We start from the raw sequence: 14,021 nt of genomic DNA, 5'->3' as shown, positions 1-14,021 counted from the left end.
GTGCTTCTCCTGAGGACGGCGGTGCCGACACGACACTGTGCTGCTGGGTGCGCCCAGCACGCACAGACTATTACGTACTAGCGCTCGGCGTCTAGTACGTATAAGGTTGCCTCCAATCGGCCGGGAGACCCGGCCAGAATCGCGCAGAGATCACCCAGGAGCGCGACGAACCGCGGAGACAAAGGAGTTCTCATCACTTCCACGCATGGGGCATCAGCGTCAGAGACGACCCTGCCCAAACTCACGCCAGGCCCGTACCGCAAGCGGCTCGGACTCATCTCGATCGTCGCCTGCTTCGGCGGACTGCTCTTCGGCTACGACACGGGTGTCATCAACGGCGCGCTGCGCCCCATGGCCGCGGAGATCGGCCTCGATGCCTTCACGGAGGGCGTCGTCACCAGCTCCCTCGTGTTCGCCGCCGCCTTCGGCGCGCTCTTCGGAGGACGCATCTCGGACGCCATCGGCCGCCGCCGCACGATCATCATCCTCGCCGTGCTGTTCTTCCTCGGCACGGTCGTCGTCGTCGCATCGCCGAACTTCGCGCTGCTCGTCGTCGGGCGCATCATGCTGGGGCTCGCCGTCGGCGGCGCATCCACCGTCGTGCCCGTCTACCTGGCAGAGCTGGCGCCGTTCGAGATCCGCGGTTCGATCACGGGGCGCAACGAGGTCGCGATCGTCACGGGCCAGCTCTCCGCGTTTGTCATCAACGCCATCCTCGGCAACACGCTCAGCCACATCGACGGGGTCTGGCGCATCATGTTCGCCGTCTGCGCGATCCCCGCCATCGCCCTCTTCTTCGGGATGCTGCGCATGCCCGAGTCGCCGCGCTGGCTGGTCGAGAAGGGCCGCCACGCGGACGCGCTCACCGTGCTCAAGACGGTGCGATCTGAGGAACGCGCGATCGCCGAGCTCGGCGAGGTCGAGCAGGTCGCGATGGAGGAGCAGACGGAAGCGAAGGTCGGCCTCGGCGCGGTGCTCACGAACAAGTGGCTCATCCGCATCCTGCTCATCGGCATCGGCGTCTCCATGATGCAGCAGCTGACGGGCATCAACTCGATCATGTACTACGGCCAGGTGGTGCTCATCGAGTCGGGCTTCGAGGCGGATGCGGCCCTCATCGCGAACATCGCGCCCGGTGTGGTCGCCGTCATCGGCGGGTTCATCGCGCTGTACATGATGGACCGCGTGGACCGCCGGAAGACGTTTGCGATCGGCCTCACACTGACGACGACCTGCCACCTGCTCATCGGCGCCGCGTCGCTGCTGCTCCCGGTCGGCAACCCGGCCCGCCCGTTCGTGATCCTCATCCTCGTCGTCGCATTCGTCGCGTCCATGCAGACCTTCTTGAACGTCGCCGTCTGGGTGTACCTCGCGGAGATCTTCCCGCTGCACATGCGCGGCCTCGGCATCGGCGTGTCCGTGTTCTTCGGCTGGATGACCAACGGCTTCCTGGCGCTCTACTTCCCGAGCCTGATCGCCGGGATGGGCATCAGCGGGGTGTTCTTCCTGTTCGCCGGTATCGGGGCGCTCGCGTTGCTCTTCACGATCACGCAGGTTCCCGAGACCCGCGGGGTGACCCTCGAGAAGCTCGAGGTCGGCGTCACGACGGGAGCAATCCACGTGCTCGGGAGGACCCGCTAGCCACCACAGAATTCACGACTCGGCCGCTTCTGCGAGCGGCCGATCCGCCCGCGGGATCGGCTTCGATCTGGACGTCCGAGCCGACTCCGCGGGCTCTTTCCGCTCTACCCGACGTCGTCGCCTTCAGAGCAACGGCGACCCACCTGCGTCAGCTTCAGCTGTTCGACGACTCCCCGTCGACGACCGCGGTGACGCGGTCGAGGTACAGCGAGACGAGCTTCGCCTCCTGCGGGGAGAGGTCCTCGGAGAGGCTGCGGATCTGGCCGGAGACGGGGTCGATCTCGTCAGCATCGAGGTCGGTGTCGACCGGAACGATCATCTTGCGTCGACGGTCATCCGGGTCCGGCGCCGTTCGCACGAGGCCCGATTCGGTGAGGCGCTGCACGAGCATCGTCGCCGACGCGCTCGTGACGTCGAGCCAGTCGGCCAGCTCGCCTGGGCTCGTTCGCTTTCCCTCGCCGGTGCGCTCGAGGATGAACCGCATCGCGGACCGGTGGGTCTCGCTCAGCTCACCGGTCGCCTGGCGGCGCCGCCCGAGGCGCGCCTCCGCGCGGCGGAGTTCGTCGACGGCCTCAGAGGCCTCGTCCCCTGGAGTCGCGGAGGGGCGCTCACGGGTCGTCGAGTTCTGTTCGCGGTTCCTTGAGACGTCAGTCATGAGCTGTGGTCACCGGCCCGATCAGAGGAACGCGGAGACGGCGGCGATGCAGCCGACGCTGAGCGTCGCGCCGATGACGGACAGGGCGAGGAACTCCTTCGGGAGCGTGCGTCGCTGGTAGGCGTCCCAGTAGCGGTCCGAAGTGGAGCGCTTGGCTGACTTCTCAGAGGCGGAGGTGGGAGCGAGGGAAGTCATGTAGTTAGCCTAGCTATGTTCATGGAGGGCAACAAGGTGAGAACTCCCCCACTCCGCCCACGACGGGGTCACCGCCCGAGCGCACCCGAGATCCCACGCGCCGCCATCCGCACCCCGAGTGCGAACTGCGGCTCGGCGAGGCGCTCGACGTGCGCGATGATCGACACCGCCGCGACGACCTCGCCGTGCGCATCCACCACCGGAGCGGCCATCGAGAACGCACCAGGCGTCATCTCCTCGACCGACCTGGAGAGGCCCGTCGCCCGGATCTCCGCGAGCCGGCGCCGAAGTGCCTTCTCCTCGGTGATCGTGTTCGGCAGGTACTGCCGCGGCTTCGACGCGACGACCTCGTCGAAGACCTCGATGGGCGAATGCGCGAGCAGCACCAGCCCGACACCAGTCGCGTGCAGGGGCAGCCGCGTGCCGACATCCGAGATGACCCGCACCGCGTTCGGGCTCGAGATGCGCTCGAGGTAGACCGCGCCGAGGCCGTCCCGCACCGCGATGTGCACGTTCTCCTCCGTCGCCTCCAGGAGATCCTCGAGATACGGCCGCGCGATGGCGCGCAAGCGCTCGACCGTCGTCCGCCGCGCCCCGAGGCGCCACAGCTTGATGCCGACCCGGTAGGTGCCCGACTCCGTACGCTCGAGCCCACCCCACTCGGTCCAGGACGCGAGCATGCGGTGCGCCGTCGACACCGGCAGGTTCGCCGCCGCCGCGACCTGCGTGAGCGTCAGCTCCTCACGAGCCGCGAACGCGTCGACGATCGCGAACAGCTTCTGCGCCACACTGCGCTCATCACCACCGCCACCGGACATGCCGCAATGGTAGCCGCGAGCGGACCATCCACATCGATGATGCTCGCCATCATGAACTTCAGCTTCCCTGATATGTGGGTTCCGGACGAAAGTGGTGTTGTGCCCGAGACGGCACATGCAAGCCGCGGCCGAGAACCGCCACAGACGCACCGCACCAGACGAAAAGGATCGACGATGATCAAACTGCTCTCCCACCTCTCGCACATCGAGATCGCGACGCCAGACGTCGAAGCCTCGGTCACGTTCTACGAGAACGAATTCGGCCTGCGCGTCGTCGCACGCGAAGACGGCAAGGTCTACCTCCGCTCGTGGGGCGACTACTACACCTACAGCCTCGTCATCGCCGAAGGCCCAGAGGCCGCCCTCAACGTCATGGGCTGGCGCACCTCCAGCGCCGAGGCACTCGACGAGGCGGCCAAGCGCATCGAAGCCGCCGGCGTGCACGGCGAATGGGCAGACCGCAGCGTCGGCCACGGCAAGTCGTACACCTTCACCGGACCGTACGGTCACACGATGGAGCTCTACTGGGACGTCGAGAAGTACCAGGCGGACGCCGAGCACGCCTCCGTCTTCCCCGACCGCCCCGAGAAGCGCTCGAAGCACGCCGTCGGCCCCCGCCAGCTCGACCACGTCACCGTCGCCGCCTCCGACGTTCGCGGCTTCGCGAAGTGGTACAACGAGGTCCTCGGCTTCCGCATCATGGCCTACACGGTGCTCGACGACCACCCCGTCACGGTCTTCTCCGTCCTCACCACCAACGAGAAGTCGCACGACCTCGGCGTCGTCCTCGACAGCTCGTCGCGCCCCGGCCGCATCAACCACTACGCGTACTGGGTCGACACCCGCGAGGAGCTCCTCCAGGGCGCCGACGTGCTCATGGAGAACAACATCCCCATCGAGTACGGCCCCTCCATCCACGGCATCGGCGAGCAGAGCTTCCTCTACCTCCGCGACCCAAGCGGCATGCGCATCGAGGTCAACACGGGCGGCTACCGCAACTACGTGCCCGACTGGGAGCCCAACGACTGGAAGCCCTCCACCGGCTCCAACAACCTCTACCGCAACGGCGCCATGCCGATCTCGATGACCGAGTCGTTCCCGCCGGACGCCGGACGCCCCACCGCGACCGAGGAGGGCATCCTCCCCGGAACGGAGGAAGCAATCCTCAACCCGTACGCAGTGCAGGGCCGCGGCTAGGTCACTCCGCTCCGGGCAGCGCCCAGCCCGTCGGCTGCTCCACCGGCGAGCTGAGCACCGCACTCGCACGATCCGCGCGGGCCCCCGCATCCACCAGGTTCCTCCTTTCCTGGTCCCGGATGCGCGGGCCCACGTCAGTGCGAGCACTCATCTGTGCGCGCGTGCGCGCGTGCGCGCATCAGCGCGTCGGCAGGGCGACCCCGGTGACCTCGGCCAGCTCCGCGATGAGGCGCGCCCGGAAGTCCGCGTCACGCACACCGACCGCCGGCTGCTGCTCGGCGCCGTGGTGCCAGTAGCCGCCCGTGACCTGCAGACTCGGGTCGACCGCCAGACTCTCCTGCGTCTCATGGCCGAGATCGAAGTCATCTGGCGCCCCTGACCCGCCCATCTTCGTCGCCACCCAGCCCGGGTCGACGGAGTTGGCGAGCACGCGCGGAGCCCACAGCTCGGCGACGCCCGCCGAGAAGGCCGCGACGAGCAGCTTCGTATCGGAATAGCTCGCCGTCACGGAACCACCCGACCAGTCGAGCCCCGCCAGCTGTGCCTTGCCGTCTCGGTGCATGCTGCTGCTGAGGTAGACATGCCGGCTCGGAGTCGTCAGGAGAGCCGTGCAGAGATACGGCGCGACAACGTTGACGGGCAGCAGGCTCGGCCCCGTCAGCACACCCGCGTTGTGGATGACCGCGTCAATGGCCCGCCCCTCGTTGAGTTCGTCCGTCGCGTCGAGCACCGCCCCGCGGTCGGCGAGGTCGGCGATCACCAGGTCCGCGCCGCGGTCGATGAGGGCCGACACGGCCTCCGCCCGAGCCGCGCTCCGCGCGTGCACGATGACCTCGTGTCCCTGATCGAGGAGCGACTCCGCAGTCGCGTATCCGAGGCCGTCGGTGGAACCGGTGATGAGGATGCGTGTCATCGCCCCATCCTCACACCCCGACCGCTCAGCGCGCTCATACTCCGTCGGGGCCCGGCGCAGGAGGTATATTCACTGGAAACTGACGCGGTCGACCCGGTCGCCGTGACCCCCATTCGCTTCCCTGGCCTGAAGAGACGCATATGACACGACAAGAAGTTCTCGCCCTCGGATACCTCATCGCGGGACTCGCGCTCGGCGTGATCGCCGTCATCGCAGACCTCATGGGCGGACCCGCCTACCTGCACGCCCTCACGTGGGTCGGCGGATTCGCCGGCGGCTACGGCCTCATCACGATCATCAAGAGCGCGCGGCAGCGCAAACGGCACCCGCTCGGGACCAAGGACTACGAGCCGGACACGAGCAACCCGCCGCACCTCACCTGAGTCCCCGCGGCCGGGCTACCCGCCGAAGATGCGGCGGGTGATCTCGGCCGCGGACCTCTCGAGGAGCAGCCGCAGGCGCGGCTCATCCTGAGGGCGATCCTCCGACCAGGTGACCGCGATCGCAGCCGCCGGCCACCCAGTGTGGTCGAGCACTGGCATCCCCACCGAGCGCATCCCCACCGACACCTCGCCGTTCTCCGACGCCAGCGACCCGCTGCGGACCCCGTCGAGCACCGCCCGCAGCTCGCGCGGAGTCCTCGGGCCGCGACCCGTGCGATCCGCGAACGAAGACGCATCCGGGAACAGCGCACGCACCTGCTTCTGCGGCAGGGCCGCGAGCATCGCACGACCGGACGCGGTGAGGTGCGCCGGCAGACGCACCCCCACGTCGGCGACCAGAACCGGCCGGCGTGGTGCGCGCTCGTCGACGATGTAGAGCACATCCCGGCCGCTCATCACCGCAAGGTGCGCGCTCTCCCCCACCTGGTCGACGAGGTCGGCGACCACCTGATGGCCGACCCGCGCGAGCGGCTCCTGCCGCGCGTATCCGCCAGCCAACTCGAACGCGGCCGTGCCGAGACCCCAGCGACGCTCGCCGCGCAGATGCACGACGAAGCGGTGCTCGAGCAGCGTCGTCAGCAGGTGGTAGACGCTCGAGCGCGGGATGCCGAGCTGCGTCGCGATCGTGCTCGCCGCTACCGGCCCCCGCTGGCGACTCAGGAAGCTGAGGATCGCGAGCGTCTGGTCGGCCGCCGGCACCTGGGCGCGGCCAGCAGCAGCCTTGCCGCCGGCCGCCGTCACGCGCTCATCCCGGCATTGCCCTCGCGCGACCTCGACCTGGACCTGGCCGCGCGCGTGACCAACATCAGTGCGAAAAGCGGCCCGAACCGCGCCGAACCCCCTCGGACGGCAGATATTGCACTCAAGTTGGTCAGGCGCGCGGGCGACTCCGCCGGGCCCGCCGCGTCCGCCGGGCACGGCTCCCGGGCAGCCGTGACCAACATGAGTGACAAAAGCGACCCGAACCGCAGCAAACGGCCTCGAGTGGCGGGTATCTCACGCAAGTTGGTCAGGCGCGCGGGCGACTCCGCCGGGCCCGCCGGGTCCGCTGCCGCCACCGGCCCCGCCACGTCCTTCGAGTCCACCGCGTCTCTGTCGAACGCCTCTCCGGCAGCCGTGACCAACATGAGTGCAAAAGACGGCCCGGAACACCGGATGAGCCAAAAAGGCGCCGGATGAGCACTCATGTTGGACACCGGGTCGACCGTCGGCAGCGCACGCGCGAGCTGGCCCGCCAGCGCGGGCACTCTGTCTGGGATCACAGACACTGAGTGTCCTCCCCGCACTGACAATGCGCAACGGGTGGGGTGGAATCGAGGTCATGAGCACACCCGCATCCGCCGCCGGCCGCCCCTCGTCCAGCTCCGCCGAGCCCGGCTCGGGACAGGCAGCGCCGCTCGGGCCCGTCACTCTCGGCCTTCGCCCGCTTGAGCCTGCGGAGGTCGTCGCTGTCGCGAGGCATGGCGCGCGCGTCGACGTCGCACCGGCCGCGCTCGCCGAGGTGGCGCGCACCCGCGACCTCATCGAACGCCTCGCCGACGACCCGAACCCGCACTACGGCATCTCGACGGGCTTCGGCGCGCTCGCGACGAAGTTCATCGCGCCCGAGCGGCGCGTGCAGCTGCAGGCGAGCCTCGTCCGCTCGCACGCGGCTGGCACCGGGCCGGAGGTGGAGCGCGAGGTGGTCAGGGCGCTGCAGCTGCTGCGCCTGCAGACTCTCGCGACGGGGCGAACCGGCGTGCGGCCCGTCGTTGTGGAGACGTATGCCGCCATGCTCAACGCGGGCATCACCCCGATCGTGCGCGAGTACGGCTCGCTCGGCTGCTCGGGTGACCTCGCCCCACTCTCGCACCTGGCCCTCGCCGCGACCGGCGAGGGCACCGTCCGCGACGAGAACGGCACCGAAGTGGATGCGGGTGCGGCACTCGTGGCCGCCGGCATCGAGCGGCTTGTCCTGCGCGAGAAGGAGGGCCTCGCGCTCATCAACGGCACTGACGGGATGCTCGGGATGCTGCTGCTCGCGATCCACGACATCCGGATGCTGCTCACGACGGCCGACCTGGCCGCCGCGATGTCGGTGGAGAGCCAGTTCGCGACCGATGCCGTCTTCGCCGCCGATCTGCAGGCCCTGCGCCCGCAGCTCGGCCAGGGCGAGTCCGCCGCGAACCTGCGCCGATTCCTCGCCGACTCCCCCATCGTCGCCAGCCACCGCGGGCCCGAGGACGGCCGCGTGCAGGACGCCTACTCGCTGCGCTGCTCGCCCCAGGTGCACGGGGCCGCCCGCGACACGCTGGCGCACGCGGCGATGATCGCCGGGCGGGAGCTCGCATCCGCCGTCGACAACCCGGTCGTGACGCTGGATGGTCGGGTCGCGTCGAACGGGAACTTCCACGGGGCACCCGTCGCGTACGTCCTCGACTTCCTGGCCATCGCGGTCGCCGACGTGGCCAGCATCTCCGAGCGCCGCACCGACCGCGCCCTCGACCCGTCCCGCAACCGTGGGCTCCCGCCGTTCCTCGCGCACGAGGTCGGCGTCGACTCGGGTCTGATGATCGCGCAGTACGCGGCCGCGGGCATCGTCTCGGAGCTCAAGCGGCTCGCGGTGCCCGCGTCCATCGACTCGATCCCGTCATCGGCCATGCAGGAGGACCACGTCTCGATGGGCTGGGCTGCAGCGCGCAAGCTGCGCCGCGCCGTCGACGGGCTCGGGCGGGTGCTCGCCATCGAGGTGCTCACAGGATCCCGCGCGCTCCAGCTGCGCGCTCCGCTCGAGCCAGGCCGGGCCACCGGCGCCGTCCTCGGCCTCGTCTCCGGCGTCTCCGAAGGGGCCGGTCCCGACCGTTTCCTGAGCCCCGAAATGGAAGCCGTCGCCGAGCTCGTGCTCGCGGGAGAGGTGGCGCGGACAGCTCTGGCGAACTCCACCGACGTCTGACCCGCGACGCGGGGAGCGCAGCGCGCCCGCCGGATGCGGATGCAGTTCCGACGGCTTCCGGATACTTCTCCCTCACAATCGGCGCGGAAGCCGCATCCCCTTCCCCACCTCCCCTCGGCTCCGTTCCTTCCCCGTGGCACCTCGCCGCCCCCACTCGAAAGGTCCTCCATGTCGCACCCGAGCCCTTCATCTCGCCAGCCCGAGCTCTCGCGAAGAGCGCTCGTCACGGGCGCGGCCTGGTCCGTGCCGCTCATCGCCGCCGCATCCGCCGCCCCGGTCGCTGCAGCATCCGGCGTGTGCACGCAGGACGCGCAGCTCAGCTGGCAGAACACCTTCACCGCCACGGATACGAGGAACGGCGTCGGCACCTTCACGACGCCGACAGGCGAGGTCGTCACGTACACCGTCACCGTCGCCACTGGGCCGAGCATCGAAGTTCCCGCGACCTCCGACAACCTCAACACGACCGGCGACGGCATCTTCCTCGGCGACCGGCAGACGGTGGCCGCAGCGAACAAGGAGTTCGATGCCGCCTACACGCAGACGACGACGATCACCTTCGACCGCCCCCTCGCGAACATCCGCTTCCGCGTCTTCGACGTCGACGGAAGCGACTTCTACCGCGAGCACCTCCGCGTCATCGGACTTCCGGGAGCGGTCGCGACCCCCGGGAACCGGGTCGAGCTGGAGCCCGTATCCAACACCTACCGCCCGACTGAAGACCTGCCGATCGGGCCGGTCGTGGCGGGTTCCGTCACCTACTCGTCGACCGGCTCGACCGACTCCTTCGTCGTCGAGCTGACGACACCACGAACCGCGGTGCCCCCGCAGGGGGTCCTGAGCCACGGGGTGCGGATGACGAACCTCACGTACACGACGGCGTGTCCCGCCGTGTAGTCCAGCCCGCGCCTACGTCGTCGGCTCGTCCTCGTCCCAGCCTCGCTGCGGGGTCTCGCACGTGTCGCGGAACACGTACTGCGAGGGCAGCTTGCGCTGGTGCGACGACCAGTCGATGGCGGGGCGGCGCTGCTCCTTGGGGAGGTAGCCGAGGCGGTACACGGCCATGAGCTCGAACTCGTCCGGCACCTTGAGGAGATCGACGATCTTGTCCCACTGCCCCGGCACCTCCATGGGGAACGACACGAACTGGATGCCCATCCCGATCTCACCCGTGGTGAGCCAGATGTTCTCCATGGCCGCCCCCATGCTGAACACCGAGTAGAACGAGGACAGCTCCCCCGGCCGATACTCGGCCCGGTCGAGCATGACCCCGAGCAGCAGCGGGGACCCGGCGACGAGTTTGCGGTTCTCCTCGCCGAGCGTGTTGGGCACGCGCAGCGAGTTCATGAGGAACTGGCCGCGCTTCGTGAACACCTGGCTCGTGAAGGGCCGGAGAGGCGCGGGGAGCTTGTCGAACAGCATCCCGTCTCGCCGCTCCTCCATCTCCTGCTTGCTGAAGCGGAAGTACGGCTTGTAGCGCTCGAAGAACGTGCCGTTGCTCATGGCGGTCGTCATGCTCTCGCCACTGATGCTGGCGATGGCCTCGATGGTCTCGCGGGCCTCGACGACCACGAACCGCCACGGCTGGCTGTTGAGCTGCGATGGGGCGCGGCCGGCGACCTCCATGAGGAGACGCTGATGCTCCTCGCTGACGGGGTCGGGGAGGAACGGGCCGTTGGTGGTCTTGCGGCGACGCAGCACGTCAAGGAATTCCATGCGCTGAGTCTGGCGCATCCGCCTGAAACGTATGCCCGAGCTTGCGTGCGGACCTCGGGGCTCGAAAGTCCAGCTCCTCAGCCTGATGCCGGTGATCCGAACTTCTTATGTGCGATTTCGACAGAAGCGTGGAAGCCTGGCGTGAACACCCGGCTCAAAGGAGAACCAGTGACCAGTCCCCTCAACGTGCTCATCCTCTCGGGGCACATGACGTCCGAGCATGACAACGAGTTCCGCAGCTTCCGCCAGCACAACCAGTGGCTGACGACGCTCCTCGAAGACACTGGTCGCTTCAAGGTGCGCGTCACCGAGGACCCCCGCGGTCTCACCTCCGAGATCATCGACAAGTACGACGTGCTGCTCATCGTCTTCGAAGGACGCGACGGCTACCACGACCAAGGCACCGGGTTCGGTCCCGAGACGGATGCGGCGATTCTGAAGTTCGTGCACGACGACGGCAAGGGCATCGTCTGGTTCCACGGCTCGGCCGTGCAGGAAGACGACTGGGGGTACCCGGAGGAGTACAACGTCATGCGCGGCTCGAAGCTCAGCGTGCCAACGGGCATCCGTCCCCGCCCCTGGGGTGAGGCGCAGCTGCGCACGACCGAACCCCGCCACGCCATCACCGATGGCATCAACGACACCTGGACGGTCACGGGCGACGACATCCTCGTCGGCGTCGAAATGTACGAGGGCGCGCAGGTGCTGCTCACGACCTTCGATGACCTCGAGTCCTACGAGAAGGCGCCCATGTGGCCCATGCCGCACTACCCCGTCGCGATCCCGCCGGAGGGCATCGCCGCGCTGCCCGGAATCAACACCGACCAGCCCCTCGCCTGGATCAACGAGTACGGCACTGGCCGCTCGTTCACGATCACGATCGGGCACGACATCGACACGTTCCGCCGCATCGAGTTCATCCGCATGTTCCCGCGCGGCGTCGAGTGGGCAGCGACCGGCGAGGTGACGCTCACCGGACCGGACCGCCGCGGCGACCGCCGCATCAACCCGTGGCCGTACTACAACGGCGAAGGCTGAGGCGCTTCGGCGCCGGATGTGCCGCCGCGCGGTCTGGCGGCCCCACCTACATCGCAGTCACCCGCGCCTGAGCCCGCGCCCGCGAGATCGCTGCCAGTCGAATACCCATCCAGCGCTCATCCTGGAAGGCAATTCGACTGGCAGCGATTGACCGGTCGGGGCGCTGGCGGGCAGGGCAGGCAGGGCAGGACAAGGCGGCAACGCGGCAGCGGTGGGGCAGGGCGGCAACCCGGCAGGGCAGGGCTTCTCAGCGGCGAGCGGATGCTCGCACCGCGAGCGCGTAGAAGGGTGCGGCCGCGAGCGCGATGGCGGGGTGCCGTCGGGAGTGGGTGCCTGCGTACGGGATCGCGGCGAGCGGGAGCGCGGTCGGCAGCAGCAGCGTGCCCGCGCGGCGGCGGCGCTCGTCGCGGCTCGTGAGCAGCGCGACGCCGGCGGCGAGCGTGAGCGCCGACGTGCAGATGTAGAGGGCGTGGTGGATCCAATGCCAGCGGCCGGTGCGCACGACGCCCGTCGCGACGCTCACGCCGAGGGCGCAGTTCGCGGCGTAGCTGGTCGTCGCGGCGACCAGCAGCGGGGGCACGTTCACGTCGCCGACGGTACACCGGCGGGCTGGGGCTGGCCATGAGGCGAGCCCTGCGGCGTGAGCGTCTGGTCTCGGGTCAGCAGCAGCCGGTATGGGAACTCGCGCCGCACCGTCCATCCCTGCGGCGCGACCACTCGAAGCTCGGTCGCCGTGTAGCTGCGACGGATGGAGAGCGTCCCGTCGTAGTGCACGAACGACCCGCGGTCGAGGGGCTTCGTCGCGGCGCCGAACGCGGCGAGCGCGAGGCGTCCGCGCTCGATGTCGCTGTGCAGGGTGAGCGGGGCGAGGGCCGCGCTGTCGGCGAGGAGGCCGGTGAGCGCATCCGCGTCGAGGTGGTGCAGGAGGTGATTGGACGTGACGATGTCGTAGCGCTCCCCCGCGGCGACGAGCTCGCTGCTCGAGGCCGCCCGGAAGTCGACGCCGCTCCCCGTGAGGCCGCGCGTCTCGACGAACTCGTGCGCTCGCTCGTCGGGGTCGATGGCGGTCACCTCGAGGCGCAGCCCGTCGTGCGCGGCCCACCGGGCGAGCGCCAGCGGAATGTCGCCGCCCCCGAAGCCGATGTCCAGCAGTCTGGATGCGCGCGTCCGGTCGAGCACGGGCCGCACGTCGCGCAGGTACACGCGCCGCCAGCCCGCGACGAGTGCGTTGACGGCGCGGAACTGCCCGTACGTCGCGAAGAGGCGATCGCGGTCGCAATCGGGGTCGTCCATGAGCTCGAGCGACGTCGTATCGCGCGGGAGGGCGAGCACCGAGGCGACCGCGCGGAGTGCGCTCACGCGCGCGTCCGCGTGAATCGTCCGACTTCGACCGTGAGTCCGGGACCGAACGCCATCGCGCAGAGCGCCTCCCCGCGGTCGCGACCGCTGGGGTTCTCGACGCTCGGATCGCCGATGGTCGAGTCGCCTGGGCTGTCAGCACTCGGGCCGTCATCGCTCGGCCCGTCGACGCTCGAGTCGCTGGCGTTCTCGCTGAGCAGCCGTTCGAGGATGAACAGCACCGTCGCGCTCGACATGTTGCCGTGATCGCGCAGCACGCCTCGCGACGGCGCGAGCTGCTCCTCGGTGAGGCCGAGGGCCTGCTCGACCTTGTCGAGGATGCTCCGCCCGCCCGGGTGGATCGCCCACAGCGGCGTCTCGGCGGGCACGGTGGGCGCGAGCAGAGGAGCGACGACGTCTTCGATCGACGCCCCGATGATGCTCGGCACGTACCCCGAGAGGCGCATCCGGAACCCGCTGTCGCCGATGGTCCACGCCATCTCCGACTCGCCCTCGTCGGTGATGGTGCTCGCAAGGGCGTCGATGGTCAGGATGCGCGTGCCGGCCGGGGCGGGGCGTGCCGTCACGAGGGCTGCCGCGGCCCCGTCGGCGAAGACCGAGGTGGCGACGATCTGCTCCGGGTCGTTCGAGCTCGTCAAGTGGATGGTGCACAGCTCGACGCACACGATGAGCACGACCGCGTTCGGGTCGGCCCTGGCGAAGGCATCCGCTGCACGCAGTGCCGGGAAGGCGCCGTAGCAGCCCATGAAACCGAGGTGGAAGCGCTGCACGCGAGGCGACAGGCCGAGGCCGCGCACGAGCTCGTAGTCGGGGCCGGGCGCGTAGAAGCCCGTGCAGGAGACGGTGACGACGTGCGTGATGTCGCCGGTCTCGAGGCCGCTACCCTCGAGCGCGGCACGCGCGGCGCCGAGCAGCAGCTCGGGCACGCGCTCGGCGTAGACCGCATTGCGGGCGCCGGTGGAGGCGTCCAGCACCAGGCCTTCGGCGACGAGCGCCGAGTCGGTGCCGCCGGCGAGCGCATCCACGACCGTGTGCCTCGTCTCGATCGCGGAGCCGTCGAAGGCCGCGCCGATGAGGCGCGCGCCGAGGCGGTTGATGCCGGGCTGGGCCGCGA

General features: G+C 69.5%; 14 protein-coding genes and 1 pseudogene. 6 read left to right on the top strand and 9 right to left on the bottom strand.

The window, feature by feature from the left end:
- Positions 1-129 precede the first annotated feature (129 nt).
- A pseudogene (locus C5E07_RS17580) lies at positions 130-1,641 on the top strand (sugar porter family MFS transporter); the annotation flags it as partial.
- Between the two features lie 154 nt (positions 1,642-1,795).
- Here C5E07_RS17580 and C5E07_RS17575 read toward each other — a convergent pair.
- The 3 genes from C5E07_RS17575 to C5E07_RS17570 form a co-directional block, all read right to left on the bottom strand.
- Positions 1,796-2,296, bottom strand: a complete 501-nt coding sequence (locus C5E07_RS17575; RefSeq protein ID WP_104239921.1) for a MarR family winged helix-turn-helix transcriptional regulator — start codon at positions 2,294-2,296, stop codon at positions 1,796-1,798.
- A gap of 21 nt (positions 2,297-2,317) precedes the next feature.
- A complete protein-coding gene (locus C5E07_RS19580) occupies positions 2,318-2,491 on the bottom strand; it encodes a hypothetical protein (protein ID WP_181058150.1) in 174 nt (57 codons plus the stop codon).
- Positions 2,492-2,559: 68 nt separating this feature from the next.
- The gene (locus tag C5E07_RS17570) at positions 2,560-3,309 is read right to left on the bottom strand and encodes an IclR family transcriptional regulator (protein ID WP_181058148.1); all 750 of its coding nucleotides are present in this window, start codon (positions 3,307-3,309) and stop codon (positions 2,560-2,562) included.
- Positions 3,310-3,483: 174 nt separating this feature from the next.
- On the opposite strand from C5E07_RS17570, the gene C5E07_RS17565 reads away from it, so the two are divergent.
- On the top strand, positions 3,484-4,506 hold the full coding sequence (locus tag C5E07_RS17565; RefSeq protein WP_104239928.1) for a VOC family protein: 1,023 nt from the start codon (positions 3,484-3,486) through the stop codon (positions 4,504-4,506).
- A 178-nt stretch (positions 4,507-4,684) separates the two neighbouring features.
- Here C5E07_RS17565 and C5E07_RS17560 read toward each other — a convergent pair whose 3' ends face one another.
- On the bottom strand, positions 4,685-5,419 hold the full coding sequence (locus tag C5E07_RS17560) for an SDR family NAD(P)-dependent oxidoreductase (RefSeq protein WP_104301150.1): 735 nt from the start codon (positions 5,417-5,419) through the stop codon (positions 4,685-4,687).
- A gap of 140 nt (positions 5,420-5,559) precedes the next feature.
- Here C5E07_RS17560 and C5E07_RS17555 point away from each other — a divergent pair, with 140 nt between their 5' ends.
- Positions 5,560-5,802, top strand: coding sequence for a hypothetical protein (locus C5E07_RS17555; RefSeq protein ID WP_104301148.1), 243 nt, complete (start codon positions 5,560-5,562; stop codon positions 5,800-5,802).
- Between the two features lie 15 nt (positions 5,803-5,817).
- On the opposite strand, the gene C5E07_RS17550 is transcribed toward C5E07_RS17555, so the two are convergent.
- Entirely contained in the window at positions 5,818-6,603 is a 786-nt protein-coding gene (locus C5E07_RS17550; RefSeq protein ID WP_258064027.1) for an IclR family transcriptional regulator, read from the bottom strand.
- A gap of 580 nt (positions 6,604-7,183) precedes the next feature.
- On the opposite strand from C5E07_RS17550, the gene hutH reads away from it, so the two are divergent.
- Together hutH and C5E07_RS17535 are read left to right on the top strand one after the other, a co-directional pair.
- A complete protein-coding gene (hutH, locus tag C5E07_RS17540) occupies positions 7,184-8,794 on the top strand; it encodes a histidine ammonia-lyase (RefSeq protein ID WP_104301294.1) in 1,611 nt (536 codons plus the stop codon).
- A 168-nt stretch (positions 8,795-8,962) separates the two neighbouring features.
- Complete coding sequence (locus C5E07_RS17535) at positions 8,963-9,691, top strand: hypothetical protein (RefSeq protein ID WP_104301144.1); 729 nt, start codon at positions 8,963-8,965, stop codon at positions 9,689-9,691.
- 12 nt (positions 9,692-9,703) lie between these two features.
- On the opposite strand, the gene C5E07_RS17530 is transcribed toward C5E07_RS17535, so the two are convergent.
- Entirely contained in the window at positions 9,704-10,510 is an 807-nt protein-coding gene (locus tag C5E07_RS17530; protein ID WP_104301142.1) for a nitroreductase family protein, read from the bottom strand.
- A gap of 168 nt (positions 10,511-10,678) precedes the next feature.
- Here C5E07_RS17530 and C5E07_RS17525 point away from each other — a divergent pair, with 168 nt between their 5' ends.
- The gene (locus C5E07_RS17525; RefSeq protein WP_104301139.1) at positions 10,679-11,548 is read left to right on the top strand and encodes a ThuA domain-containing protein; all 870 of its coding nucleotides are present in this window, start codon (positions 10,679-10,681) and stop codon (positions 11,546-11,548) included.
- 247 nt (positions 11,549-11,795) lie between these two features.
- On the opposite strand, the gene C5E07_RS17520 is transcribed toward C5E07_RS17525, so the two are convergent.
- The 3 genes from C5E07_RS17520 to C5E07_RS17510 form a co-directional block, all read right to left on the bottom strand.
- Positions 11,796-12,134 (bottom strand): hypothetical protein, encoded by a 339-nt coding sequence (locus tag C5E07_RS17520; protein ID WP_104301137.1) that lies wholly within the window; start codon positions 12,132-12,134, stop codon positions 11,796-11,798.
- Positions 12,131-12,907 carry a class I SAM-dependent methyltransferase gene (locus C5E07_RS17515; RefSeq protein WP_258064026.1) on the bottom strand — a complete coding sequence of 259 codons (777 nt, stop codon included), beginning with the start codon at positions 12,905-12,907 and terminating at the stop codon, positions 12,131-12,133. Before C5E07_RS17515 ends, C5E07_RS17520 begins: the two co-directional genes overlap by 4 nt.
- Positions 12,904-14,021: type III polyketide synthase (locus C5E07_RS17510; protein WP_104301135.1), on the bottom strand; the 1,118-nt coding region annotated here is incomplete at its 5' end. The genes C5E07_RS17510 and C5E07_RS17515, both read right to left, overlap by 4 nt.

Source organism: Pseudoclavibacter sp. RFBJ3 (assembly GCF_002931375.1).
GTDB lineage: Bacteria > Actinomycetota > Actinomycetes > Actinomycetales > Microbacteriaceae > Pseudoclavibacter.
Note: the sequence above shows the minus strand (reverse complement) of the source record. Positions and strands in the feature narration are given on the sequence as shown.

Excerpts from the sequence above, each read along its gene's own strand:
- C5E07_RS17575 (WP_104239921.1), bottom strand. The coding sequence starts at position 2,296 with ATGACTGACGTCTCAAGGAACCGCGAACAGAACTCGACGACCCGTGAG.
- C5E07_RS19580 (WP_181058150.1), bottom strand. The coding sequence starts at position 2,491 with ATGACTTCCCTCGCTCCCACCTCCGCCTCTGAGAAGTCAGCCAAGCGC.
- C5E07_RS17570 (WP_181058148.1), bottom strand. The coding sequence starts at position 3,309 with ATGTCCGGTGGCGGTGGTGATGAGCGCAGTGTGGCGCAGAAGCTGTTC.
- C5E07_RS17565 (WP_104239928.1), top strand. The coding sequence starts at position 3,484 with ATGATCAAACTGCTCTCCCACCTCTCGCACATCGAGATCGCGACGCCA.
- C5E07_RS17560 (WP_104301150.1), bottom strand. The coding sequence starts at position 5,419 with ATGACACGCATCCTCATCACCGGTTCCACCGACGGCCTCGGATACGCG.
- C5E07_RS17555 (WP_104301148.1), top strand. The coding sequence starts at position 5,560 with ATGACACGACAAGAAGTTCTCGCCCTCGGATACCTCATCGCGGGACTC.
- hutH (WP_104301294.1), top strand. The coding sequence starts at position 7,184 with ATGAGCACACCCGCATCCGCCGCCGGCCGCCCCTCGTCCAGCTCCGCC.
- C5E07_RS17535 (WP_104301144.1), top strand. The coding sequence starts at position 8,963 with ATGTCGCACCCGAGCCCTTCATCTCGCCAGCCCGAGCTCTCGCGAAGA.
- C5E07_RS17530 (WP_104301142.1), bottom strand. The coding sequence starts at position 10,510 with ATGGAATTCCTTGACGTGCTGCGTCGCCGCAAGACCACCAACGGCCCG.